The organism is Akkermansia sp. BCRC 18949 (genome assembly GCF_045011645.1).
Classification (GTDB): domain Bacteria; phylum Verrucomicrobiota; class Verrucomicrobiia; order Verrucomicrobiales; family Akkermansiaceae; genus Akkermansia; species Akkermansia massiliensis.
In genome coordinates this window covers 2,099,078-2,120,690 of the sequence record NZ_CP123619.1, presented here as the reverse complement: position 1 = coordinate 2,120,690, position 21,613 = coordinate 2,099,078, and the positions used below count along the sequence as shown (strand labels likewise).

General features: G+C 50.8%; 28 protein-coding genes and 1 tRNA gene. 12 read left to right on the top strand and 17 right to left on the bottom strand.

Annotation, left to right across the window (positions count from 1 at the left end):
- Positions 1-14: 14 nt before the first annotated feature.
- Positions 15-356: a hypothetical protein gene (locus tag P8A25_RS08890; protein ID WP_215442238.1), complete on the bottom strand. Its 342-nt coding sequence runs from the start codon at positions 354-356 to the stop codon at positions 15-17.
- Positions 357-1,079: 723 nt separating this feature from the next.
- On the opposite strand from P8A25_RS08890, the gene P8A25_RS08885 reads away from it, so the two are divergent.
- Positions 1,080-1,154: transfer RNA gene (locus P8A25_RS08885), tRNA-Arg, on the top strand.
- 374 nt (positions 1,155-1,528) lie between these two features.
- On the opposite strand, the gene P8A25_RS08880 is transcribed toward P8A25_RS08885, so the two are convergent.
- The 4 genes from P8A25_RS08880 to P8A25_RS08865 form a co-directional block, all read right to left on the bottom strand.
- Positions 1,529-2,383, bottom strand: a complete 855-nt coding sequence (locus P8A25_RS08880) for a hypothetical protein (RefSeq protein ID WP_215442239.1) — start codon at positions 2,381-2,383, stop codon at positions 1,529-1,531.
- 67 nt (positions 2,384-2,450) lie between these two features.
- Complete coding sequence (locus tag P8A25_RS08875) at positions 2,451-3,104, bottom strand: hypothetical protein (RefSeq protein ID WP_215442240.1); 654 nt, start codon at positions 3,102-3,104, stop codon at positions 2,451-2,453.
- Positions 3,105-3,236: 132 nt separating this feature from the next.
- A complete protein-coding gene (locus P8A25_RS08870; RefSeq protein WP_215442241.1) occupies positions 3,237-4,031 on the bottom strand; it encodes a hypothetical protein in 795 nt (264 codons plus the stop codon).
- 12 nt (positions 4,032-4,043) lie between these two features.
- Positions 4,044-4,613, bottom strand: coding sequence for a hypothetical protein (locus tag P8A25_RS08865; RefSeq protein ID WP_154301762.1), 570 nt, complete (start codon positions 4,611-4,613; stop codon positions 4,044-4,046).
- A gap of 236 nt (positions 4,614-4,849) precedes the next feature.
- Here P8A25_RS08865 and P8A25_RS08860 point away from each other — a divergent pair, with 236 nt between their 5' ends.
- Entirely contained in the window at positions 4,850-5,773 is a 924-nt protein-coding gene (locus tag P8A25_RS08860; RefSeq protein WP_215442314.1) for an IS1595 family transposase, read from the top strand.
- Between the two features lie 257 nt (positions 5,774-6,030).
- Here P8A25_RS08860 and P8A25_RS08855 read toward each other — a convergent pair whose 3' ends face one another.
- Together P8A25_RS08855 and P8A25_RS08850 are read right to left on the bottom strand one after the other, a co-directional pair.
- A complete protein-coding gene (locus tag P8A25_RS08855; RefSeq protein ID WP_215442242.1) occupies positions 6,031-6,297 on the bottom strand; it encodes a hypothetical protein in 267 nt (88 codons plus the stop codon).
- Positions 6,298-6,559: 262 nt separating this feature from the next.
- Positions 6,560-6,802, bottom strand: coding sequence for a helix-turn-helix domain-containing protein (locus P8A25_RS08850; RefSeq protein ID WP_287159448.1), 243 nt, complete (start codon positions 6,800-6,802; stop codon positions 6,560-6,562).
- Positions 6,803-6,925: 123 nt separating this feature from the next.
- Here P8A25_RS08850 and P8A25_RS08845 point away from each other — a divergent pair, with 123 nt between their 5' ends.
- The 4 genes from P8A25_RS08845 to P8A25_RS08830 all read left to right on the top strand — a co-directional run bounded on the left by P8A25_RS08845 (position 6,926) and on the right by P8A25_RS08830 (position 9,843).
- Entirely contained in the window at positions 6,926-7,369 is a 444-nt protein-coding gene (locus P8A25_RS08845) for a hypothetical protein (protein ID WP_215442244.1), read from the top strand.
- Between the two features lie 875 nt (positions 7,370-8,244).
- Positions 8,245-8,904 carry a hypothetical protein gene (locus P8A25_RS08840; protein WP_146018135.1) on the top strand — a complete coding sequence of 220 codons (660 nt, stop codon included), beginning with the start codon at positions 8,245-8,247 and terminating at the stop codon, positions 8,902-8,904.
- 13 nt (positions 8,905-8,917) lie between these two features.
- Positions 8,918-9,298 (top strand): hypothetical protein, encoded by a 381-nt coding sequence (locus P8A25_RS08835; protein WP_404838661.1) that lies wholly within the window; start codon positions 8,918-8,920, stop codon positions 9,296-9,298.
- Entirely contained in the window at positions 9,295-9,843 is a 549-nt protein-coding gene (locus tag P8A25_RS08830; RefSeq protein WP_404838660.1) for a hypothetical protein, read from the top strand. The genes P8A25_RS08835 and P8A25_RS08830 overlap by 4 nt, the downstream gene beginning before the upstream one ends.
- A 26-nt stretch (positions 9,844-9,869) precedes the next feature.
- On the opposite strand, the gene P8A25_RS08825 is transcribed toward P8A25_RS08830, so the two are convergent.
- The 3 genes from P8A25_RS08825 to P8A25_RS08815 form a co-directional block, all read right to left on the bottom strand.
- Complete coding sequence (locus P8A25_RS08825; RefSeq protein ID WP_102726967.1) at positions 9,870-10,322, bottom strand: hypothetical protein; 453 nt, start codon at positions 10,320-10,322, stop codon at positions 9,870-9,872.
- A 111-nt stretch (positions 10,323-10,433) separates the two neighbouring features.
- On the bottom strand, positions 10,434-10,955 hold the full coding sequence (locus tag P8A25_RS08820; protein ID WP_022396618.1) for a hypothetical protein: 522 nt from the start codon (positions 10,953-10,955) through the stop codon (positions 10,434-10,436).
- A gap of 80 nt (positions 10,956-11,035) precedes the next feature.
- Positions 11,036-11,944 carry a hypothetical protein gene (locus tag P8A25_RS08815; RefSeq protein ID WP_215442245.1) on the bottom strand — a complete coding sequence of 303 codons (909 nt, stop codon included), beginning with the start codon at positions 11,942-11,944 and terminating at the stop codon, positions 11,036-11,038.
- 125 nt (positions 11,945-12,069) lie between these two features.
- On the opposite strand from P8A25_RS08815, the gene tsaB reads away from it, so the two are divergent.
- From tsaB to P8A25_RS08800, 3 genes are all read left to right on the top strand, one after another.
- Positions 12,070-12,738 carry a tRNA (adenosine(37)-N6)-threonylcarbamoyltransferase complex dimerization subunit type 1 TsaB gene (tsaB, locus tag P8A25_RS08810; protein WP_215442246.1) on the top strand — a complete coding sequence of 223 codons (669 nt, stop codon included), beginning with the start codon at positions 12,070-12,072 and terminating at the stop codon, positions 12,736-12,738.
- Between the two features lie 74 nt (positions 12,739-12,812).
- The gene (locus P8A25_RS08805) at positions 12,813-13,955 is read left to right on the top strand and encodes a citrate/2-methylcitrate synthase (RefSeq protein WP_022396621.1); all 1,143 of its coding nucleotides are present in this window, start codon (positions 12,813-12,815) and stop codon (positions 13,953-13,955) included.
- Between the two features lie 89 nt (positions 13,956-14,044).
- Positions 14,045-14,659 (top strand): DUF2238 domain-containing protein, encoded by a 615-nt coding sequence (locus P8A25_RS08800; RefSeq protein ID WP_102731166.1) that lies wholly within the window; start codon positions 14,045-14,047, stop codon positions 14,657-14,659.
- Between the two features lie 107 nt (positions 14,660-14,766).
- On the opposite strand, the gene P8A25_RS08795 is transcribed toward P8A25_RS08800, so the two are convergent.
- Positions 14,767-15,231, bottom strand: a complete 465-nt coding sequence (locus tag P8A25_RS08795; RefSeq protein ID WP_102731165.1) for a tRNA (cytidine(34)-2'-O)-methyltransferase — start codon at positions 15,229-15,231, stop codon at positions 14,767-14,769.
- Between the two features lie 79 nt (positions 15,232-15,310).
- Between P8A25_RS08795 and P8A25_RS08790 the strand changes: the two genes are divergently transcribed.
- Complete coding sequence (locus P8A25_RS08790; RefSeq protein ID WP_022396624.1) at positions 15,311-15,874, top strand: ribonuclease H-like domain-containing protein; 564 nt, start codon at positions 15,311-15,313, stop codon at positions 15,872-15,874.
- Positions 15,875-15,989: 115 nt separating this feature from the next.
- Here the strand turns inward: P8A25_RS08790 and smpB are convergent, their stop codons facing one another.
- From smpB to P8A25_RS08775, 3 genes are all read right to left on the bottom strand, one after another.
- Positions 15,990-16,448, bottom strand: coding sequence for an SsrA-binding protein SmpB (gene smpB, locus P8A25_RS08785; protein ID WP_022396625.1), 459 nt, complete (start codon positions 16,446-16,448; stop codon positions 15,990-15,992).
- Positions 16,449-16,562: 114 nt separating this feature from the next.
- On the bottom strand, positions 16,563-16,784 hold the full coding sequence (locus tag P8A25_RS08780; RefSeq protein ID WP_022396626.1) for a DNA-directed RNA polymerase subunit omega: 222 nt from the start codon (positions 16,782-16,784) through the stop codon (positions 16,563-16,565).
- A gap of 75 nt (positions 16,785-16,859) precedes the next feature.
- Positions 16,860-17,426 carry a pseudouridine synthase gene (locus P8A25_RS08775; protein WP_102728258.1) on the bottom strand — a complete coding sequence of 189 codons (567 nt, stop codon included), beginning with the start codon at positions 17,424-17,426 and terminating at the stop codon, positions 16,860-16,862.
- Positions 17,427-17,531: 105 nt separating this feature from the next.
- Between P8A25_RS08775 and P8A25_RS08770 the strand changes: the two genes are divergently transcribed.
- Positions 17,532-18,308: a hypothetical protein gene (locus P8A25_RS08770; protein ID WP_215442247.1), complete on the top strand. Its 777-nt coding sequence runs from the start codon at positions 17,532-17,534 to the stop codon at positions 18,306-18,308.
- A gap of 103 nt (positions 18,309-18,411) precedes the next feature.
- Entirely contained in the window at positions 18,412-18,867 is a 456-nt protein-coding gene (locus P8A25_RS08765; protein WP_022396629.1) for a nucleoside-diphosphate kinase, read from the top strand.
- 162 nt (positions 18,868-19,029) lie between these two features.
- On the opposite strand, the gene P8A25_RS08760 is transcribed toward P8A25_RS08765, so the two are convergent.
- The 3 genes from P8A25_RS08760 to P8A25_RS08750 form a co-directional block, all read right to left on the bottom strand.
- A complete protein-coding gene (locus tag P8A25_RS08760) occupies positions 19,030-19,851 on the bottom strand; it encodes a glycosyltransferase family 2 protein (RefSeq protein WP_022396630.1) in 822 nt (273 codons plus the stop codon).
- An 8-nt stretch (positions 19,852-19,859) separates the two neighbouring features.
- Positions 19,860-20,804, bottom strand: coding sequence for a glycosyltransferase family 2 protein (locus tag P8A25_RS08755; RefSeq protein WP_102728432.1), 945 nt, complete (start codon positions 20,802-20,804; stop codon positions 19,860-19,862).
- A 135-nt stretch (positions 20,805-20,939) separates the two neighbouring features.
- Entirely contained in the window at positions 20,940-21,608 is a 669-nt protein-coding gene (locus P8A25_RS08750; protein ID WP_022396632.1) for a prepilin-type N-terminal cleavage/methylation domain-containing protein, read from the bottom strand.
- Positions 21,609-21,613 lie beyond the last annotated feature (5 nt).

The following is a 21,613-nucleotide window of genomic DNA, read 5'->3' as shown; positions in this document are numbered from 1 at the left end:
GGCTTTTTCCCTTCTCAAAAGTTATTTGCCGAGTCAGGACAGGAAGAATAAAATTTTGCGTCCAACTCTCGCCAGTAAAAACCGCGCGGGGGAACTTTCTTCATTTCCTCAGCAATTCTGCGGGTGTCGGCGCATAACTCATGAATCATGAGCTGGGTCTCAGGCGTAAAATTATCCATGCTCGCCGCGTCAACAAGAAGATGGAAAATGTGGAACATCTGGCGTTTCAGGGGTAAAAGGCCGCGGTAATAATGCAATTCCGTGGCAATCAGGCCGGGAGCCGCGGAGTAAAAGGAATATCCTTGGTCACAGCACCCGAACATCTCCGCAGGAATGTCCAGCACGGCGGTTTCCATGCACTTCTTCCAGGTGGTTTTGAGTTCCTGCGCCAGAGCATGCGGCAGGATGGCAACGCCGCGGCGAACGTAATTCCTGCTGTACTCCTGCCAATGCAGACGGCGGATTTTTTGATCCTTCCATGCATTCAGCAGAGCGGCAGAGGGGTGTAGCCATGCAGGGAATGTTTCTTCCGGAAAATAATCCGAAAGATATTTTTCAAGAAGGGAGGCCCACCAGCTCTTCCACAGGGGAGCGCTGTTGATAAAATAATCTGTTTTGTTGCCTTCTGCCGCTACCGCCCAGTGGAGTTCGTTTCCTATGAGGGCGACTGCGCGTTCCGGCTCTCAGGAAGGGCAATCCACAGCGGCCATTTCATAATTCCGGGCCGCTTCCGGCAAAAGCAGAGACAGGACCCGGGGAGTATACCGTTCCCATTCCCAGTAAAGGCGGAGAGGGTAATACTTTACCTCCTCCGGGCCCAATCCTGTTTGATCCGGGGTTGGGGCGGGCCGGTACATGGCGCGTATGGCCGGCCTTGCGTCCGGCAGGCTGTCATGACAATGGCCGTATCCGGTCAGGGAAACGCAGAGAACAGAGAGAAAACAAGCAGTTGGGAAAAAACTCACGAAAACGGTTCTAGGAAAAAAATGCTTCAAAATCAAGGTTCATGGAGTAATTGCCCTGCTTTTTGCTTGAGCGGGGAAACCTTCCCGTTTATTGTCCTGCACGGACAATGTCCGGTCCCCGTAGTTCAATGGATAGAACGGGTCTCTCCTAAAGACTAGATGCAGGTTCGATTCCTGCCGGGGACGCCACCTAAATCCTTCCAATACCTTGCGTAAGTATTGAAAATGCAAGGATTTTTATTTATTGCATTCCCCTAATGCATCATCTGATCTTCTGGGTCGAGCTACATTCAAGGGTACATTTTGTACTTTTCACAAGACATGCCCGCAATTTCTCCATCATGATGGCTGAGTGGAAGAAGAGAAACCATGCTTGGCTTGTTGCGTTGTGCGTTGCAGGGAACAGCAGGTAAAAACGGAGAGAATACCCGCCATTCTCAATGGTGGCCCATCCGAAAAAACGAAAGCTTTTGTAATGAATTGATTAAGGCAAGTAATTTGACACTAACTCCGGATTGATTTTAGTTTCGAGTGCCAAGTGTTCTATCAAGCAATTTGGCCTTTCAATCTTTTTTCAAGGTGCGATCGATAAATTGATGAATCTCTTGGTCGGAATATCCTGCCATCTTGATATATTTACGAATCTCTGTTTTTTTGCCGGGAAATAAATTAGTAAGAAGAATCATGAAATTCTTCTCCGAGCGTTCAATAATGTTCTTTAGCAGAAGGTTTCGGGAAGTTTGCGTGTTGCTTACAACGGTGTAATCCTTGAATTGCTGGTCGTTGTCATGAATCCGTTTGTTCATGTCTTTAGAGACGTCATTTATCTTTTTTTCTGTTTCCGGTCCTGTTCCTTTTTTTTGGATTTGAGCAATTTTAGAAAATGCGTTTTCCATGATTTCAATGTTTTTCTTCAGCATGGCTTTTGCTTCTTTATCAGAAACGAATACCGGTTCGTCCGAGTAGGATTTTGATTTAGTGCCGTTGAGGAAGTCACGCATAATGGCAGCTCCGTAGGATGCCATCAATTCTCTTGATGCTTTATCATCGGGAAAAAGGTCGCGATAAGTGGAAATGGCGAGCATTTCCAGGGCTTCCTCCTTAAGATAAAGATCTGCGTCGCGGCTGTTTATAGTGCGCCTTGCCTGATCGGCTGAATCTATGGTAAGAAGAGGTGTATTGGCGATAAAATAAAAAATCCAAGGGATATTGTTACGAATTTCTTCACTTGGAAATTCATTTTCTGCTGTAGACTTCCTGATGCGTTCGAGCTCCATGGCTGCTTCCTTGAAAAATTCTTCTGATTGACCTTTATCAAGAAGTTTTTTTAATGTTGATGCTGATGTCTGAGCGTTTTTTAAAACCTCAAGAGAATCAGGTTTGACGAGGCTGGCATCAAATAATTGTATTTTTGCCATAGTAGGATAGATGGAAAAAATGAAGATTCCAATTGAGATTAATAGATTTATCATTTTATATAAAAATTTATAATATTTGTTCTATAGCCTTTACCGAAAAAGGGACTTTGAATTTTGTAACGGTTCCGGAACAGTTTTTCTGTTTCGGGAATTTAGGATCATTTGTCCGTGTGACGGTAAATGTCTGTTGGATTTGTTCAATACGCTTCTTAATTTGAGTTGCTTCATAATTGCATAACCATGTCCATTTGCACGTTCCGTTTAATTTGGCAATGGTGTTAAATAACATAACCAAAGTTACGTGGTCATCTAATTCATTGCGCAAATTAGGAGGATCTCCCTTATTGCCGGGATCATGGTCGTTAAGTTTAAATGGCGGAGGTTCTTTTGGGTCAAGGACGGTACCCCCATCTTTCTCTATAATGCCACAGTTGGAAAAGCTAACGGACGTTGGATATACAGTAATGATGATGTACCCAGTAATGCCGAACCCAATATTTGATTGATTGCTGTATTCTTCTCCTTTTTTTCCTGTTAAACGAGTAGGTTTTTTAAGGTTAAAAGTAATTTCTGCCGGAGGAAAATCCTCAGCTTCTGCTTTGACGGTAACATTATTATTTTCCATGATCAAGTCAGCCATCAAGGTTGCAGTGGTTCCGCGTCCATTTAACGTTGCTCCTTTTCCCTTCTTAGTCCAGGTAACCTTCGTATTCTTATTCAATGGCTTGCCTCCTTTGCGTGTTAGTGTCAGTGTTACAATTTCTCCTATGCCTATTTCTTTTCGCCCCTTATGCTTTTTTTATTCAATTTTTGGGACCTACATACTTGACTAACCATCCAACTAGATGACCTTCTATTCAATTTGCATGCAAGTATTTTGTCGTAAATACTGCATAATATCTGGACGATGCTTGGCAAGTATTTCATCTAATGCCTCTTGAACAAAAGGAGCAACCCAATATTGAGAATTTTCTGGAGGTTGCATGCCACATTCCAGATAATCAATATAGTCACTTGAAGACATATAGTGTTCTTTTATGGAAAACATATACGATATATGTAAACAAAATAGATCCTTTAAATCAAAAGAAAAAACATTCAATTTTTTTACTCTATTTGGAAGATGTATTTCATTATCATTCAATATAATATTTGAAAAAAAGTTATAGTGCATATTATTATTGCATCTATCTCTTATTTTCTTATATCTGTCATCTTTTTCAAATACAAGTGACCGGAGATTTTCTAAAGATTTAACGTCTCGAATATAGCGAGACATTATTCTGAATTCTGGCAAAGAATCTTTACCATTTAACCAATTATCAATTTGTTGAACAACTAGATTTTCAATATTAAAATTATTTTTTAAATACAAATTTGAATATATGTTAATTATGATGGAATCATGATATTTTCTCATTAATGCCCAGGCATCATTTATTCGTCCATTTTTAAGAGTATTTTTTATTGATTCCAAGGTTCCTTTCAATGATGAGTATACATAACTATCTATATTACATATAGACTTTGTTCCTTGTGTCATATAAGAAAATACATTTGTAGATAAGGAATTGTAAAAATCTATATATTGATCCAATTCTTTAAAAATTGCATGGTTTTGATACTCAATATCATCCTCTATCATCATAAAAACACAAATTTAATATGAACAATTATTATTCAAAATCTTCTTATACTTCTTATACATGGAATGAGATTCAGCAATTTTCAAGGCATGTATATCAATGTTACATTGATTCTCTGGGTCAGACAAATGAAGCATCCAAACAACACAAAAATTATTCCATTTATCTGTCAGAGCGGATATTATTCTACAAACTAAATCAGAAAAGGAGATCGGAGCTTTACTTAAAAAAGTCAATCCCGAAAGAGGATCGATGGAAGTTTGGACCGTATTATGTTGCTCATCCAGAAGCCAAGATAAGAATTGAGTCCTTAACAATAGGGGAACTCGAAGATCAGTTAAAACGGTCGGGTATTCCTCAGTCACGTTGGTCTCAATGGACAAATAGGCATAAGCAAATTTAGCAATTTTCTCATTTAGGCAACGATCGGCAAAGTTTTGTAGAGTCAAAGTAGAAGGAAGATATGGTAAAATATTATCGCTTCTATCTTTTTCAATAGATGATTTTACTGAAAATTCAATATTATCACGAAAATTAATACAAAATTCAATTTGTTCATCATAAGATAATTTCTTATCATTCATACAACCATAAAAATACACAAAAATGAGAATATGTCAATTAGACAATCATCATTAAACCCAATAATGGTTAATTTAATCCTTATTAATTTTTATATCATTCAATTTTAAGGACAATTTTCTACTCGCCCAATATGGGTAAGAAAATTGTAATACAAAATAATTCTCAATACGCTGAAAATAAACGCGTACGAACCAATCAAAACACGACAAAATTTCCCTATCAACCAAGCGATGATATGGGAAAAACTAAGCTCAAATACACTTCTCTCTATGACTTCTTCTCCAAATTTCCTAATGAGGAATCCGCTCGGAAGTATTTTGAGTTAAAAAGATGGAATGGTCATGTCCGTTGTCCTCATTGTGGTTCCAATTATATCACCGAATGTAAGGATCAAAAACCGATGCCTTATCGCTGTAAGGATTGTAGAAAGTTCTTCAGCGTCAGATTTGGTACAATTTTAGAGGAATCCAAATTGCCTCTTCACAAATGGTTGATGTGCATGTACCTGTTGGCGACTTCCAGAAAAGGCATTTCCTCCATCCAGATTTCAAAAGAACTTGGAATCACTCAGAAGACTGCCTGGTTCCTATGTCACAGAATAAGGGAAGTTTGGATGAAGGATAAAAAGGAGAAGTTGGACGGTATCGTGGAAGTAGATGAAACCTTCATCGGAGGAAAAGAATCCAACAAGCATTTTTCCAAGAAGCTAAATCAGGGAAGAGGTTCCGTAGGTAAACTGATTGTCATTGGAGCAAAACAGAGAAATGGTAATGTTATTGTGAAGCACATTGACAATACGTCTGCTTACAATTTACAAGGTTTTATCAATAAACATGTTGAGAAAAAATCCAATGTGTTTACCGATGAATTCAAATCCTACAAAGGATTGACTGGTTTTGTCCATGAGTTTGTCAATCACTCAGGGAAGCAATACGTCAATGGAGAGGTTCATACTAATTCCATTGAAAGTTTCTGGTCTCTACTAAAAAGAGGTTACTATGGAGTTTACCATTACATGTCTCCTAAACATTTGAAGAGGTATATCCATGAGTTTTCCTACAGGCACAATACCTCTAAGGTAGAGACAATGGATTTTATAGGAGATACGATTGCCAAGATGGTTGGTAAGAGGTTGATGTATCGTGATTTAGTGAATTGATTTTGAAAATAGAGAGTAAATAGTTTTATGGAAGAAAAAAATCAAAATTGCTTAGTTGGTCCATCTAATGAAATTTTTCGTATTTCGGAAATACCAATATCCCGATGGAGAAAATTATTATTTCTTTTAATTTCTAAACTATTGAATGTGAGGGAAGAATTTCCATATAGATGGCGATATAGAGGCAAGAAAATTGATACAAAAATGGTTGTAAAATAAATTACAACCATGAATTTTGCTATCATCAATTATCAATTTTATGACCGTTTTTTAATCCAATCACATGCTGATTGTGCTAACCATCCTCTATGATTAGAATTCAATTCAGATATGAGAATACGATCGTTTTGATCTAAACAGATACTCAATTTATCATAAATTTGACCTGCAGTTGAACTTGTATAAACAAGGTAATGAGATTTCATAATCTTGCAGCTATCATAACTTTCGATTGCAGCATACAAGTCATCATATTTTTGACCTGGTGTATTCAAATCATAGGAAATACTATAAATTTTGCTCATTTAATTTTCCTCCTTTCTACTCAATAAGAAGTTCGCGTTGAGAAACGACCATATGGTCTATCAATTTCTCAACCTCATATCTTATAGAGCAAATATCATGCCAGTTTTTATAAAATTATATAACTCATTTGTATTCTATAGAAATAAATTGTTTTCCAACAATTTAAATAAATAAAACGAGTGTGTCAAAATGTCACAATATTAGACAAATTGACGCGGTTAATGTGACATAATGACCGAGGAACCCATATGTCAGGCGACTTTACTCGGCAGAATCTTTCATCACATCATCCAGAAGACTATGCACATCTATCTGTAGATTTTTACAAATGTTGATGACCTCCGTGAATGTAAGATACCGTTCTCCTACTTCATATTTGTTGATGAAGGTATGAGGTGTATTCAGGAGTTCTCCCAAGTCCCGTTGAGTCATATTCAACTCTAAACGTTTTTCTTTTAATATTTTACGAAGATTTTTCTCTTCATTACTATTCCTGTTCCTCATTTTGGAACAATAACAGAGAATGAGGTTGTACCAAATTCAGGTACAAAAGTGTTTACAAGTCATTTGGAATTCGGTAATAGGTCTTCAATGTTCCTAAAATAGGAACAAACCTAGATAAGAACTATGAAGACATTATTACTTGGAACAGTCCTAGCATCCTTGGCTCTGCTTACCTCATGCAGTAAGTCATCGTCCAATGGAGATGGAAACAATTCAGAAGCTCCATTGACACTGGAAGGAAAAACTCTTACAGGAGGCATGTATGTAGACTATCAGGAAGGTGATGGTTGGGAATTGGAAGCAAAGGATTTTGTTTTCAGTACCGGAACCGTTACATTTGATGCAGTCGAATATGATGCTAATGACCATGAAACAACCAGAACGATTACAGGAAGCTATGTTTTTGAAAAGACCGGAACCAATGTAGGAATTTTGCAGATTGAGTCAAATTGGGTAGGATTTCATCTTAATTTGACGTTTAATGGTAATAATGTTGCTGCTGAAGGTACAATGAAAGAGAATATGGGAAAGGAATTACCTGCAAAGGGTACATTTGATAAGATGTAATTTATTTATTACAAATATATTATGAAAAACGTTGACTAGAATACCTAGTCAGCGTTTTTGTCTAAGTTATTCACCTTCAGATGAAAAGGGAATGACGAAAATATTATAAAATAGTTTGGTTAGTCAAGTATATAGGTCCCTAAGTTATTCACCTTCAGATGAAAAGGGAATGACGAAAATATTATAAAATAGTTTGGTTAGTCAAGTATATAGGTCCCCAATTTTTTAATGATACAATCAGCTGATGGGTTTTCTGTTTGGGATGTGATTTCCAGCATCCTGTTTTCTGCATGAACGTCTATGACGTTCATAAGGGCACAGGCGAAGACAATCATAAAATATTTCTCTGTTCTCATGGCGTTGGATTAAAAGATCTTAAAGGTTAGAGTGGATAAAATGGCTTATAGAGCTGGAACGCGCGAAGTCAACTTGACAAGGTTGGACTCTATCCGGGATTTACACTCTCTTGAAATGGGGAGGGCTTTCAGCACTTATATGATGTGAATATATAGCAATTCTGGATTTGGCTATATTTTTTAAAGTAATTTTATTTCCTTGTGATTGGAGCAGATTTCCATTTTACCATGTTTTTTTATGAATAGTGGATGGAGGAAAGGAAAAACACGGAGAGCGGCGGGAAAGCAGGAATACTGAGTGGTCGCTATGTCCAGCTTGTTTTCAAAGCGTTCCTTTTTCCTTGCGCAGACGTTAGTGTTTGTTAGATTGCCCCCGTCGCTACCTCCATGAAGTGTTTTTCCGCGTGTCTTTTTCTCGTGTGTTCAGCTATCCATCCCGCTGTTGCTTCAACGAATGTTCCGTTGCTCCGGGATGCGGCGCTGCATTTGTCCTTCCTGAGAATTCTGGTGGAAGATCCTGTGACCAAAATTATTCCCCAGTTGCTGCTGGGGATGTCATGCGTTTATGAAGATCAGCTTGGGGGCCCCGTTTTTTATGAAGAGGCCCCGGAAGAGCTTGTCTGCACGGATTCAACGGGAAGAAGCCTGAAGATTTACAGGGTTTCCGCCGATGCAACCAAGGCGTCCGGCGTGGGACACGGTGATCCCGTCTGGTTTGCCGTCGCTATCCAGCGCCCTGATCCCGGTGCGGAGTGGGTGCGCCTCCGGGGATTTCTTTTGTGCGCTTTTGCTGATGACCTGGTGGAGCTGCCCGCTGTAGTCCTGCCTCTGCTGGAGGAAGGAACCAGGGTGGAATTGCCTCTTGAAAAGCCGCGGAAGGACAAGGTGGCCCTTACGCTGGAAAAAAACTTTAACCGCTGGAATCTGAAGGTGGAGGGAAGGAGTGATTTTTATTTCAATTCCATGAGTGTCAGGGAGGAAAACGGGCTTCCCCTGAAAGGCCGCGGCGATTTGAACAGCCGGGGCAGGAAGATGCGCATGTGGGGGAAGGATTACCGTGTTTCCGCCCGCTGCCGCTCTTTGCGCGTGGTGGTTTCCTATTGGAATAAGCGCATGTTCCGCAAGGTGCCCGTAGATATGAAGATCGGCCTGGGAGGGGCTGCCATTCCCGGCTGTTAGTCCGAATAAGCAGATGAAATGGTTTGTCACAATCGCCTGCTGGTGTGCGGGAACGCTGATGGCGGCGGATGTTCCCATCAAGAGCGCTTCCTATTCCGGCACCAGCTTGAAGGGCCCCGTCATCGGGCTGTCTTCCATGGGACTGGTGAGGGGGGAGCCTTTTAATTTCACCAAGACAGGCATCGTGCTGTATTGCGTGTTTCCCGGTTCTGAAATGCTGGCTCCGGAACAGCCGGAACAGGAATTGACGGCTGTCGATTCCAATGGCGTGCGTCTGAGGGTGCGCTCCGTCCGTCTATGGGAAGGGGTTATTGAGGACAAGGGCTTGAGGCGGGTAAACGTGAGCCTTAATTTAAAGGATGTTCCTTCTCCGGGAGCCCATGGATTCAGGTGAGCGGCACTCTCTTTCTTCCTTTGTGCCAGGGACTGGAGTCTCTGGATTTCGGGATGGTGGAATTGAAGGAGAGCGGAGTTTCCATTCCGGTGCCGGACCCTATTGCCGTGCGGAGAGCCCTGGAGAATAACCGGGTGGAGGTAGCCGACATGTCCAAGCTGGAGACGGTGACGCTGAAAGTGACCAGGCAGACGGGGCGCAGCCGTCATGCGCCGGCGAACGAACCGGGGGAGGAATGGAAGTTCATGGTGTATTCCGAGGTGTATTCGGAGAAGATGTTTCGGGCGGAGGATTTTGTGTTTCACGATGTGAAAGGCGCAAGATTGAAGCCTGTCCCTACCTGCGACCATTCTTATAATGAAGACAGGGGGAAGTCCTTCCTGTTCAGGAAATCGCCCCGGTTTGTAGAAGTGGCCGCCCTGTACCAGGGGGCTTCCCGCATCAGGCCGGTTCCCGTGAATATCAAAATAGGGATAGGCGGCGTGGTGCCGGAAGTCCTTCCGGCGCCTGCGGAGGTTCCTCAGGCAGATTCCGGTTCCCGCTGATTGGTCTCCAGCTATCGCCGGTTGCCTCACCATTTGAGAAGGGCGTTGCCTCCCTGGGCGAATCCGGAGAGCAGGGTGCCTGCCGCGGCGGTTTTCTGGGCTCTTGCATTGGCGCGGCCCATGTACTGTTCCATGTTCGCCCGGTTGTACAGGGACTGGGCATTCCTCATGGCTGCCGCCGCTTCATCCTGAATCCGGGTTTGCAGGCGCGTCGCCAGGGCCTGTTCCCTGACCGGCACGGAACCATCCCGGAGCAGGGAGGACTGGGCGGCGTCCAGGCGGGCGTCGCCCATTTGCCGTGTGGCGTCCTGCTGCATGCGTTTGGCATTTTCCACGCCCGTCTGTTTCTGGAGGTCCGCCTCGTTCCTGAGGGTGGCGGCGTTTGCATCCGCCGCCTGCCTGGTGGCTTCTGCACTTTTTTTCTGGGCGGACGCGGAGGCCGCGCCCGCTGCCGCCGAAGTGGCGGCCAGTGTTATCATTCCCAAAGATGCTGGATCAAATCCCATGCGCGCATCCTGATACGAAAAACGGTTCAGGCGCAAGACGCCCGAACCGTTTGACATGAATCAGGGTTTGGCACAGAAGGGTTGCTATTCAATCACGATGCTTTCAATGTTCAGCACCGGATTTTCAGGAGTGGAATGAGGATCAATGGTTCCGGTAATGATGACGGCGTCACGTTCCTTCAGCCCGTTCACACCTTTGGCGGAGTGTTTGATGGGCTGGCCCTGGTCATCCACAAATTGAACGGTCATCGTGTTGTTTTTTCGTATTTCCACCGGCACCGTTCCGGTGGACCACACTCCGCGCTCCTTCATGTTGGCCAGGAGCTGGGCCGGATCCCCGATGGTGAAGGAGGCAATATTTTTTGAGAAAACGGGTTCATCCCCCAGTACGGCTCCCTTGACGGTGACTTTATCGCCTGGCGCCGCTTTTCTGGCATCCGAGACGACGAGTGCCCGCGGGAGGCCTACCATGTTTTCCGCGAATCTCACGGCCATCTGCTGGGTGACGTTTTGATCGGAGGTGAGGGCATTCACGGTTTCCTTGGGGTTGCAGCCCATCAGGGAAACGGCGGCCATGGTCAGGGTAATGAAGTGTGTGGCTTGCATGGAATCTCCTTTTTGCTGAAAGGTTGGATTCCTTTTCACCTTCTGCCGTTCATCCTTGCCGGTAAGGAAAAGAATATTTTTCACAGGAACAAGCCGGCCGCCAGCATGAGGAGGTCCCTGAGGGCGTCCCACAGCCTTTCCGCATTGTGGACGCAGTCCGTCAAAAAGCGGTGCAGGCTTACGGCGTTGAACAGGCGCAGCAGCACCAGGAAGAGAAGCAGGTTGGCAAAGTAAACAAGGATTAGGGAGAAGAAGGTTCCGTTGTCCGCCAGGTCCGGCTGGTCCTTGGGGATGATCCATGCCGTCCAGAACAGGTGGAAGCACCACCAGAAGCCCAGGCCGGAGTAAAGAAGGGCCTGGCAGGTGACCGTGGGCCAGAAGAGGTACGCCATCCCCCAGACCAGCCCCCACAGCATGGCCCAAAGAGGCAGAAAATAGGGAGAAAGGGAGATGAAGAGGTTGTTTTTATCCGTCTGGATGTATCCCCCGTCCAGATCCGCCTTGAAGGCATGGATGGAGCCGCGGCTGCAAAAGACCGCCAGCACGTGAGTCAGTTCATGGCCCAGCACGTACAGGTACAGCAGGGATGAGGTGAACAGCCTGCTGCTGCCCAGCACCACCCACACGGCCGCCCCCATCAGGGCGTACCATACGGGGATGGAGAAGAGGATGTTGAGACTGCCGGAAGCGTGGGCGAGCTGGTCGCACAGGGACATGGCCGTAATCAGGGCCAGCGGGAGCAGAAGAAGGGTGGCTACGGCGTGCCTGACGAACCGGGTTTTGCGCGGAAGGTCCATGAAGGTGAATTCCTGGCATTCGTCCTCCCAGCATTCGGAGGTGACCTGGGCGCGGTAGGTCTTGTCCCAGGCGTCACGGTTGCATTGCCTCATCATGTCGCCAAGGCTTGCCGTGGAGCGCGGCTTCCGGGCGGTTTCTGCATACCGGCGCCAGGACTGGCGCGGCGGTGTGTGTCTGGGTGCCTTGGGCATGCGGTGGTGAAGTGCAAGGCCAGCATAAGGGGACTTCCGCATAAATGCGAACCAAATTTGCTGCTTCCGGAAAGCGGAGGAAAAAATGTTTTATGCGCGCCGGAACTTCCTGTATAATCCACCGCATGCAAGATGCTCTGCTGGTTCTGGAAACTTCCTGCGCGCAGTCTTCCGCCGCGGCATGGGGCGGAAAGGAACTGCTGTGCCGGGTGGAATGGAGAGCTGAACGCAACCATTCCTCCGCCATCTTTGAGGCGGTGCGCCAGGCGCTGGATGCCCTGGAAGGACGGTGTTTAAAGGAAATTGTGGTCGGTTCCGGGCCCGGCGCCTACGGGGGAATCCGCGTGGCTCTTGCCGTGGCGGACGGCCTTTCCCTGGTGCACGGTTCCCGCGTGGCGGCGTTTTCCTCCTGGAACGGACTGGGCATTCACGACGGGAAGGCCTGCGTGATGTCCGACGCCCGGCGCGGCGGCTGGACCTGGGGAAGGCTGGAAAACGGCATTCTGGCGGCCGCTCCGGAAGTGCTGCCCGCAGAGCAGGCCCGCGCCCGCATGGCGGAATGCCTGGAAAACGGCGTGCCCGTTTATTCCACGGAAACGGCGGAAACCCTGGCAGCCCGGGAAATGACGGGGGGCGTTCCCGTGTACCCGCATGCGGAGGCCCTGGGAGTCGCATGGCAGTCCCTGGCCGAGGGCCGCAGGGAGGAACTTCTGGAAGGTCCGGCGGAACCGCTGTATGTAAGGGCGCCCCACATCACCTGCGCCAAACGCCCCGCGTGGGCCGTGAAGGCGTAATTAAGGTTTGACTTTCTGGAAGATTGTTAGACTTTTAATCGGTAATCTTCATCACTAGTAGCATTTTTTAAAACATGAGCAATGACACTTTTTCCGCACGACACACATATCCCAAAGGTTTAAAAGGAATCATAGCTAATGAATCTGCCTTGAGTGATGTGCGCGGTGAGGAAGGGCGTCTGCTGTATCTGGGCTACGATATTGATGACCTGGTGGAGATGTGCTGTTTTGAAGAAGTGATTTACCTGCTTCTCAACAAGCGGCTGCCCAACCGGGATGAGCTGGAGGGCATCAAGAAGCGCCTCCGTTCCGACCGCGACCTTCCCCAGCCCATTCTGGATTTCTTTAAAACGGCCACCAAGTCCGCCCGGCCCATGTCCGCCCTCCGGACGGCGGTTTCCATGCTCGGCATGTATGACGACCGGACGAAGGATTCCGGCCAGTTGAAAGAGATAGGCCTCAGCCTCATCGCCAAGGTGCCCGTGATGGTGGCGTACTATTACCGTCTGTGCCAGGGGCTGGACCTTCCCCCCGTGCGGGAGGATCTGAATGAGGCGGAACATTTCCTGTGGCTGCTGAAAGGAGAGGAGCCGAACCGGGATGAAGCGCACATTCTGGACGTGGCCTACATCCTGCATGCCGACCATGGCATGAATGCCTCCACCTTTGCGGCGCGCGTCTGCATCGCCACTCTTTCAGACATGTATTCCGCCATCACGGCGGCCATCGGCACGTTGAAAGGGCCGCTTCACGGCGGCGCCAATGAAGGCGTGATTGAAATGCTCAAGGAAATAGGTACGGAGGACAAGGTGGATTCCTACATTGAGGATAAACTGGCGCGGAAGGAAAAGATCATGGGCATGGGCCACCGCGTGTACCGTGTGCTGGATCCCCGCGCTCCGCATCTGCGCCGCATGGCCATCCGCCTTTCCTCCCGGATCGGGGAACCCAAGTGGATCCGCATGTCGGAACGCATCGCCAAACTTGTCCGGGAACGCAAGGGGCTGAATGCCAATGTGGATTTTTATTCCGCCACGGTTTATTACAGCATTGGCATTCCCACCAGGCTGTTCACCGCTATTTTCTCCATTGCCCGCTGCTGCGGCTGGGTGGCCCAGGTGCTGGAACAGATGGAGGACAATACGCTGTACAGGCCCCTGACCCTTTATACGGGCCCCAAGGACCGCATTCCGGTGCCTACCATTGACATGCGGTAAAAGTTTTTTAACGGAAAAGGCGCCGGAGGTAATCTCCGGCGCCTTTCCTGTGTCGGCTCCCGCGCTTTTCTGCTTCTCCTCTCTCCCTCATGAAAAATTATCCCTTCTACCTGCTGGCGGTATTCGCCGTGCTGTTCATTGCCCTTGGCATTTCCCCTTCTTCCCGTTCCGTCTGGGTGGCGGAGGTGATTCCCGTGGCGCTGGCGGTCGTCCTCCTGGCGGCCGGGTTCCGGAGATTCCGTTTCAGCAACTGGTCCTACACGCTGATGTTTTTCTGGCTGGCCTGCCATACGGTGGGGGCGCATTACACGTTTGCGGAAGTGCCTTTCGAGTGGTTCCGGGAGCTGGTGGGAGCCCACCGGAACCCGTTTGACCGGGTGGCCCATTTTACGGTGGGGTTTTATGCGTTTCCCGTAGCGGAGTATCTGGTGCGCAAGCAATATGCGGGGAAAGTGCTGGCGGGGATTTTCGGCCTCTTTTTCGTGATGGCTGTAGCCGCGGCGTATGAAATCATTGAATGGCAGTATGCGGTCATTGTGGGCGGGAATGACGCGAATGATTTTCTCGGCTCCCAGGGCGATATATGGGACGCCCAGAAAGACATGTTCTGCGATACCTGCGGCGCTGTCGCCTCCCTGATTCTCTTTTATCTGGTGCGCCCCTGGCGGCGGAAGGGCGCGGAGACCGCTTCTTCTCCTGGCTAGGGAGCGCCTTCCATTTCCGATTGGACCGCCGCCGTTGCCGGGAAGTCCATTCATGCCCGTGGCCTGTCGTGACTGGGGCGGCAAGAAGGATTGCTCCGGTCTCCGTGTCAGATGCCGAGCTGGCGCAATCCTTCATAGAGGACAATCGCCACGGCGGTGGAGAGGTTCAGGCTGCGGGAGCCTTCTCCGGGCATCGGAATGGTCAGGGCGGTGCCCGCGTGTTCCTTCAGCATGCTTTCCGGCAGTCCGCGGGATTCCGGGCCGAAGACCAGGTAATCCCTCTCCCGGAAATCCGCCTCCCAGTGGGAGCGGCTCGCCTTGGTGCTCAGGTACCAGAACCGCGCGGAGGGATCCGCCGCCTGTTTTAACTCCTCCAGGCTGTCCCAGACATGCAGATCCACTTTGGCCCAGTAGTCCAGTCCCGTGCGCCGCACGTGCTTTTCATCCAGGCTGAACCCCAGTGGCCGGATCAGGTGGAGCCTGGATCCCGTTGCCAGAGCCAGCCGCCCCGCAGCCCCCGTGTTATGCGGAATTTCCGGATGGAACATGACGATGTGGAAACGGGGCTGCATGAGCCTATTTTCACCACAAACGCGCCTTCCGTTCAAGTGGGACTTGTCCAAAAGTGGCAAATAATGTACGTTTCCTCCGATGAGAGACATCGTGTATTTTGACTTGGAAACCCGTCATTCCGCAGCGGAGGTGGGCGGCTGGCACAATACGGCCGACATGCGCGTTTCCGTGGGCGTGACTTATTCCACAGCTTCCGGCAAGTACACGATTTATTCCGAGGAGATGGTGGACGACCTCATCCTGCAGCTTCGCCAGGCCGACCTGGTGGTAGGGTACAACCACGAGCATTTCGACTACGGCGTGCTCCAGCGCTATACGATGTGGAATATGATCGACATCACGAACAACCTCGATTTGTGCAAGGACATCGAACAGCGCGGCGGCGTGCGCGTCAAGCTGGATTCCGTGGCCGCCGCTTCCATCGGCTCTTCAAAAACGGCCGTGGGCACCCAGGCCCTCAAGTGGTGGGCGGAATACGTGCAGACGGGAAATACGGACCTGCTGATGGATATTGCCCGCTATTGCTGTTTTGACGTGAAGGTGACGCGGGATGTCCACTGGTACGGGGCGGAGCACGGTTTCATCCGTTATGACGACAAGAAGGGCGGCCAGGTGGAGTTGCCCGTGGATTGGAAGTTATAGTCCCTTTCCCGCGGCGGCTTTTTTATAGGGCGTTCCCGCTCACTCCGGCAGAATACAGAGCGGAGAGCAGGGAAACGGGAACGGCCTCCGGAAAGGAAGAAGCGAACGGCGTTGATTAACGGCGGTTGATGCGGGCCACTTCCCGCTGGGCTTCCCGCATTTCCACGCGGGCCTTCAGGTCATAGCGCTGGTCGCGGTGGGTCTTGCCTTTGCCAAGGCCCAGTGCCAGTTTTACCTTGCCGTTTTTCCAGTACAGCTTGAGGGCGACCAGGGAACAGCCTTTTTGGGAGGTCTGCTGTTCCAGTTTGAAAATTTCCCGTTTGTGGAGCAGCAGGCGGCGCGGGCGGCGCGACTGGTGCTGAAAGAACTCTCCGGCAGTTTCCCACGGCTGGATGTCGCAGCCGTACAGGAGCATCTGGCCGTTTTCCACCCTGGCGAAGGAATCGGCGATGTTCACCTTGCCGGCGCGGATGGATTTGACCTCCGTTCCCTTGAGTTCCATGCCGCATTCGTAGGTGTCCAGGATTTCGTAATCCCGGCGGGCTTTCTTGTTGGTGGAGATGTCGGAGCTCATGACTGGAGGGGAGGGATGAAAAGGCCCCGGGCTGGAAGAGCCGGGGGCCTGGTTGAAGAGGGGATGTTCCGTGCGGAAATCCGGGCCGGAACGGCAATAAGGGGGACGTGCTTTTTACTGGCTGTCTTCCTGGAGGCTGTCGGATTCCGCATGATAGACGAGCTTGCCTTCAACAATCTCCGTCAGGGCAATGTTCGCGTTGCCCATGTGGGGGGTGGTGGGGACCAAGGGAGCGCGGCCATTGTTGAGCTGGGCAACGCGGCGGGAAACCACGTTGATCAGCATCTGGGGCTCGGGAATGATTTTGGCGGCTTGTTCGACGAGTTCGGCTTTCATGTAAAAAGGTCTAGGTAGGATCTCCTGATGCGGAAAGACATATACAGGCTGTGCCTCCCCCTAATCAAGCCTATATTACGGCATGAGCTCCCTTCGTTCACGGGAGTCCAGCTCCTTCCACGCGCCGGGTTCCAGGCCGGACAGGGTGAACCTCCCGATCCGGACGCGCAGGAGCCGGAGCGTGGGAAACCCGATGGCGGCGGTCATGCGCCGCACCTGGCGGTTTTTTCCTTCCACGAGCGTCAATTCCAGCCATGAGGTGGGAATGGCTGCGCGGTAGCGGACAGGAGGATTGCGGGGCGGTACGTCCGGCTCTCCGTGCATGGGGCGCACCCGGCAGGGCAGCGTGCGGTACCCCTGGATGGAGAGGCCGCCGCGTTCCAGAGGAAGCAGGTCCGTGGCGGACGGAACGCCTTCCACCTGGCTCCAGTAGGTTCTGGGATGCCGGTTGGAGGGGTTCAGGAGGCGGTCCACCAGGGCTTTCTCATCGGATAAAAGCAGCAGCCCTTCCGAATCCGCGTCCAGCCTGCCGACGGGATACACGCCGGCAGGAAAGCCGAATTCGGCCAGTGTCCGGTGGTGGGGAGCCTCCTGCGTGAATTGGGAAAGGACCCCGTAAGGTTTGTTAAACGCCAGAATCATGCCGTGCGCGGCAAGCGTAGCATGGGGCGCCGTCTTTGGCACGAGAAATTGAAGCGGCTTGACTTGCCCGCGCCGGGGAAGGAAAGTAACCCCATGCATGGAAAAATGGCAGGTTTTATCCTGATGCTGGCGTGCGGCGCGCCCGGCTGGGTTCAGGCGGCTCCGGATGCAGGAGAAGTGAAGGCGAAGATCGCGCGGAAAATCTGGCAGAATGAATGCGCCGGAACAGTAAAGGGGCTGGTTTCCTGGAACCGGGGGGAGGCGTTCCCCTCCCTGGGCATTGGGCATTTCATCTGGTTCCCCGCCGGGATTACGGAAAGGTTTGAGGAAAGCTTTCCCTCCTTTGTCCAGTTTTGCCGTAAGAGGGGAGCACGCGTTCCGGAATGGTTTTCCGGCGCGGCCCCGTGGCGCACCAGGGCGGAATTTGAAGCGGCGGACGTACGGGGCGGCCTTCCTGAACGGATGCGCCAGTGGCTGTCCAGCCCGGCGGCTCTGCAAATGCAGGCGGATTTCATTATTGCCAGGTCCGTGGCTGCCCTGGGGCGCATCAAGAGCCAGTCCCGCCGTCCGGCGGAAATGGCTGCCCGCTACAATGCCGTGGCGACGGCGCCCAACGGCATGTATGCCCTGATTGACTACGTGAATTTCAAGGGGGAGGGAACCAACCCCGCGGAACAATACCGGGGGCAGGGTTGGGGGCTCAGGCAGGTGCTGGAGGAGATGCGCCCGGCCTCTCCCGGACAGCCTGCGGCGGTTGAGTTTGCGGAGGCGGCCAAAAGGGTGCTCCAGCGTCGCGTGGACAACAGCCCGCCGGCCCGCGGAGAGGCGCGCTGGCTTGCCGGATGGCGGAACCGGTGTGATTCCTATAAGAGAAGCCTGTGACGAATTCCTTTCCCGGCGGAAAAGACCAGTTGCGCAATTATCCTTGACCTGCCGGGGATTAGGGTGTAATTCCCTCACTTCATCCTGAAACTTCGCTAATTTTATGCCAAACACTCAAGAAGAAACAACGCTGATTTTGCTGAAACCCGATTGCGTGCGGAAAAACCTTTCCGGCACCATTTTGAAACGTTTTTTGTCCGAAGGGTTTCGCCTGCGCGGCATAAAGATGATTCAGCTTGACGAGCCGGTGCTCCGGGAACATTACGCCCATATTCTGGACCTTGTCGTCAATGGGGAACCGCTTTTCCCGAAACTGCTTGATTTCATGACCAGCTCTCCGGTCATCGCCATCGCCCTGAAGGGGCCCGGCGTCATTGTACGCGTGCGCGAACTGCTGGGGCCCACCAATTCCCAGAAGGCGCAGAAAGGCACCATCCGCGGCGATTACGGAACGGACAGCATGATGAACATCTGCCATGCTTCCGACAGCCGGGAATCCGCCGCCGTGGAACTGGTGAGATTCTTCCGGGAAGAAGAGCTGTTTGACAGCCTTAACTAAGGTTTTATCCTTTTTCCATCCGGTTTGTGACGGGCCGCGGCTGTAAAACGGCTGCGGCCTTTGCCGTACCGGGAAGCGCCTTTGTGGAAAGGAAGGGAGTGCCGGAGATTGGGAGGACGGGCCGGAGGCTCCGGGGAGGAGGGAAGGAGAGGGAGCAGCGGATTACTTTTCCCAGGGAGTGGTCAGGTAAAGGAAGGCCTTTTTCATGCGGTAGGCCTCCCGCATGAAGCCGTCCAGGATGTTGTTGCAGCTCTGCTTGGAAAAGGAATAGCCGTAAACGCGCTTGATGGCGGCGTCTTCGCTGTGCTGTTTCTGGCGTTTTAATTCGGCGTCCATGTCCCGGCGTTCCACATTGGGGGCGCTCAGGTTGTCGCCGTGCCAGCGGAAATCCGCCAGCAGCCTGTTGTAATGGACAAACTTTTTTCCGGCACGGCCCAGGCGTGCGTAATATTCCCCGTCCATATCGTAGCGGAACCGTTCGTCCAGCAGAAACCCTTCTTCAATCGTGGTGCTCCGGCGCAGGAACAGTGCGGTGGAGGCCAGGTAAGTTCCGTACCAGATGTGCATGTTCAGGCTGTAGGGAAGGGCTTTCATGGGCCGCTGGAGGGCTCCGTCCGGGCCGATGAAGTTCCAGGCGCCGTGCACGATGTCCGCATCCGGCCGGGAATCCGCAAAAGCCTTGACCGCAGCCAGAGCGCCCGGCAGCAGCCGGTCGTCCGTATTCAGCCACATGACCCACTTGCCGCGTGCCTTGCGGAATCCGCGGTTGATGCCTTCCGACATGCCGGAATCCTTTTCCACATGGAGTTTCAGGTGCGGATAGGAATTCAGGATGTCCAGCGTTCCGTCCGTGGAGCCCGCATCCTGGATGATGTGTTCAAAGGTGGCTCCTTCCTGATTCTTGACGCTTTCAATGCACTCCCGCACGTACCTGGCGTAGTTATAGCTGGGCGTGACGATGCTGAAATCCGGTTCGGTATCCATGGGGAGGGCTAGTTGGAAGGAGCGATGGAGCGTTCCCTGGCAATGTAAATGGGGCGCTTTTTAACTTCCGTATAGGTCTTGGCCAGGTACTGGCCCAGGATGCCCAGGCACAGCAGAACGATGCCTCCCATCAGGCAGAAGACGCACACCATGGAAGTCCAGCCGTAGGCGGAATGGGGCCAGATCAATTCACGGATCGTCAGGACAATGATGGAAAGGAAGGAAATGAAGGAGAGGAGCACCCCCATGATGGAAGCCAGCGCCAGGGGAGCGGTGGAAAAGGCCACGATGCCTTCAATGGAATACAGGAACAGTTTGAAGAAAGACCACTTGGTTTCTCCGGCTACCCGTTCCACGTTCTCGTATTCAAACCATTTGGTGCGGAAGCCCACCCATTCGTACAGCCCCTTGGAAAAGCGGTTGTATTCCTTCAGGGAAAGCAGGGCTTCCAGCACGGGGCGCGTCATCAGCTTGTAATCCCGGGCCCCGTCCACGATGTGCGTGTCCGATATCCGGTGAATCGTCTTGTAAAAGGCGCGCGCGAAGAAGGACCGCAGCGGCGGTTCCCCCTGCCTGGTGACGCGGCGCGTGCCTGCGCAGTCGTATCCTTCCTTCTCGATGGCTTTCACCATCTCCGGAAGCAGGGAGGGAGGATCCTGAAGGTCCACGTCCATGACGGCCGCGTAATCTCCCGTAGCAGCTTCCAGCCCCGCATAGATGGCAGCTTCCTTCCCGAAGTTGCGGGAAAAGGAGATGAATTTCACCTCCGGGGAATGCTCTGCCAGTTTCTTGACCATTTCCAAGGTATGGTCCGTGGAACCGTCATCCACGAAGATGAGTTCCAGGGCATAGGCCGCCAGGTGTTCCTTGAAAACCCGGTCTACTTCTTGCTTGAACGCCGGAATGGCCTGTTCTTCATTCAGGCAGGGAACAATCAGGGAAATGCGTTTCATGGCAATGCCCGGATCATACGCCAGAACCTGTCCGGATGCCAGCAAATAGTGCCCTGTACGCAGAGCAGCCTTCCTCCGCCGGAGAGGGAGGAAGGCTGCCGGAAAAAAGGGCCGTTCGCGGAGAAAAAGGAAGGATCAGAACTTCGGCAGGTTGCCGATGTCGTCCTCGTTTTCAGGGGCATGCGGGTCTTTGAGATCGCTGTCCCCGTCCTTGCCGAAGGACCAGAAATCATAATCCGGATTCAGGCCGTTGCCCATTTTCAGGTTCTTGGCATTGGCGGATTTGGTGGGGATGGCCTGCTCGCTGCCTAGGCGGTAGCGGTAGGGGGAGCCCCACGGGTCCGCCAGAATGTAGAGGGTGACCGGCCTCCCGTCCTTGCTTTTCACGTGGACTTCCCGGACGGTCGGGTTGCTCTTGGGCTGGGTGGCGGGGTTCAGTTCGTCATTGTAAATGGTGGTATCCCTGCCGGGCACGCCTTCATTCTTGTGGTCCCCGAACAGGGCCATGTAAACGACGTTGGAGCTGTATTCCTCACCGTTTGCCACGGCCACGCCGTGATTGTTGAAAGGGGCTTCCGTACCGTAGGGGTAGCGGTCATGGTCGCTGTGGTAGCTTTCCAGCCCCATTTCAATCTTGCGGACGATGGATTCCGTGGCCTGCTCGTTCTTTCTGGTTTCAAGCCAGGTGTAGATGGAGATGGTCAGCGTGGCCAGCACCACGATGATGACCATCACCACCAGGATTTCCATGAGGGTGAAGCCCTTTGCCGCCCGGAGGCGGCTGTATGCGGATCGAATCTTCATCTGGT

Coding starts and splice junctions, on each gene's coding strand:
- P8A25_RS08890 (WP_215442238.1), bottom strand. CDS start 356: ATGGAAACCGCCGTGCTGGACATTCCTGCGGAGATGTTCGGGTGCTGT.
- P8A25_RS08880 (WP_215442239.1), bottom strand. CDS start 2,383: ATGGCAAAAATACAATTATTTGATGCCAGCCTCGTCAAACCTGATTCT.
- P8A25_RS08870 (WP_215442241.1), bottom strand. CDS start 4,031: ATGATGATAGAGGATGATATTGAGTATCAAAACCATGCAATTTTTAAA.
- P8A25_RS08865 (WP_154301762.1), bottom strand. CDS start 4,613: ATGAATGATAAGAAATTATCTTATGATGAACAAATTGAATTTTGTATT.
- P8A25_RS08860 (WP_215442314.1), top strand. CDS start 4,850: ATGGGAAAAACTAAGCTCAAATACACTTCTCTCTATGACTTCTTCTCC.
- P8A25_RS08855 (WP_215442242.1), bottom strand. CDS start 6,297: ATGAGCAAAATTTATAGTATTTCCTATGATTTGAATACACCAGGTCAA.
- P8A25_RS08850 (WP_287159448.1), bottom strand. CDS start 6,802: ATGAGGAACAGGAATAGTAATGAAGAGAAAAATCTTCGTAAAATATTA.
- P8A25_RS08845 (WP_215442244.1), top strand. CDS start 6,926: ATGAAGACATTATTACTTGGAACAGTCCTAGCATCCTTGGCTCTGCTT.
- P8A25_RS08835 (WP_404838661.1), top strand. CDS start 8,918: ATGAAATGGTTTGTCACAATCGCCTGCTGGTGTGCGGGAACGCTGATG.
- P8A25_RS08825 (WP_102726967.1), bottom strand. CDS start 10,322: ATGATAACACTGGCCGCCACTTCGGCGGCAGCGGGCGCGGCCTCCGCG.
- P8A25_RS08820 (WP_022396618.1), bottom strand. CDS start 10,955: ATGCAAGCCACACACTTCATTACCCTGACCATGGCCGCCGTTTCCCTG.
- P8A25_RS08815 (WP_215442245.1), bottom strand. CDS start 11,944: ATGCCCAAGGCACCCAGACACACACCGCCGCGCCAGTCCTGGCGCCGG.
- tsaB (WP_215442246.1), top strand. CDS start 12,070: ATGCAAGATGCTCTGCTGGTTCTGGAAACTTCCTGCGCGCAGTCTTCC.
- P8A25_RS08805 (WP_022396621.1), top strand. CDS start 12,813: ATGAGCAATGACACTTTTTCCGCACGACACACATATCCCAAAGGTTTA.
- P8A25_RS08800 (WP_102731166.1), top strand. CDS start 14,045: ATGAAAAATTATCCCTTCTACCTGCTGGCGGTATTCGCCGTGCTGTTC.
- P8A25_RS08795 (WP_102731165.1), bottom strand. CDS start 15,231: ATGCAGCCCCGTTTCCACATCGTCATGTTCCATCCGGAAATTCCGCAT.
- P8A25_RS08790 (WP_022396624.1), top strand. CDS start 15,311: ATGAGAGACATCGTGTATTTTGACTTGGAAACCCGTCATTCCGCAGCG.
- smpB (WP_022396625.1), bottom strand. CDS start 16,448: ATGAGCTCCGACATCTCCACCAACAAGAAAGCCCGCCGGGATTACGAA.
- P8A25_RS08780 (WP_022396626.1), bottom strand. CDS start 16,784: ATGAAAGCCGAACTCGTCGAACAAGCCGCCAAAATCATTCCCGAGCCC.
- P8A25_RS08775 (WP_102728258.1), bottom strand. CDS start 17,426: ATGATTCTGGCGTTTAACAAACCTTACGGGGTCCTTTCCCAATTCACG.
- P8A25_RS08770 (WP_215442247.1), top strand. CDS start 17,532: ATGGCAGGTTTTATCCTGATGCTGGCGTGCGGCGCGCCCGGCTGGGTT.
- P8A25_RS08765 (WP_022396629.1), top strand. CDS start 18,412: ATGCCAAACACTCAAGAAGAAACAACGCTGATTTTGCTGAAACCCGAT.
- P8A25_RS08760 (WP_022396630.1), bottom strand. CDS start 19,851: ATGGATACCGAACCGGATTTCAGCATCGTCACGCCCAGCTATAACTAC.
- P8A25_RS08755 (WP_102728432.1), bottom strand. CDS start 20,804: ATGAAACGCATTTCCCTGATTGTTCCCTGCCTGAATGAAGAACAGGCC.
- P8A25_RS08750 (WP_022396632.1), bottom strand. CDS start 21,608: ATGAAGATTCGATCCGCATACAGCCGCCTCCGGGCGGCAAAGGGCTTC.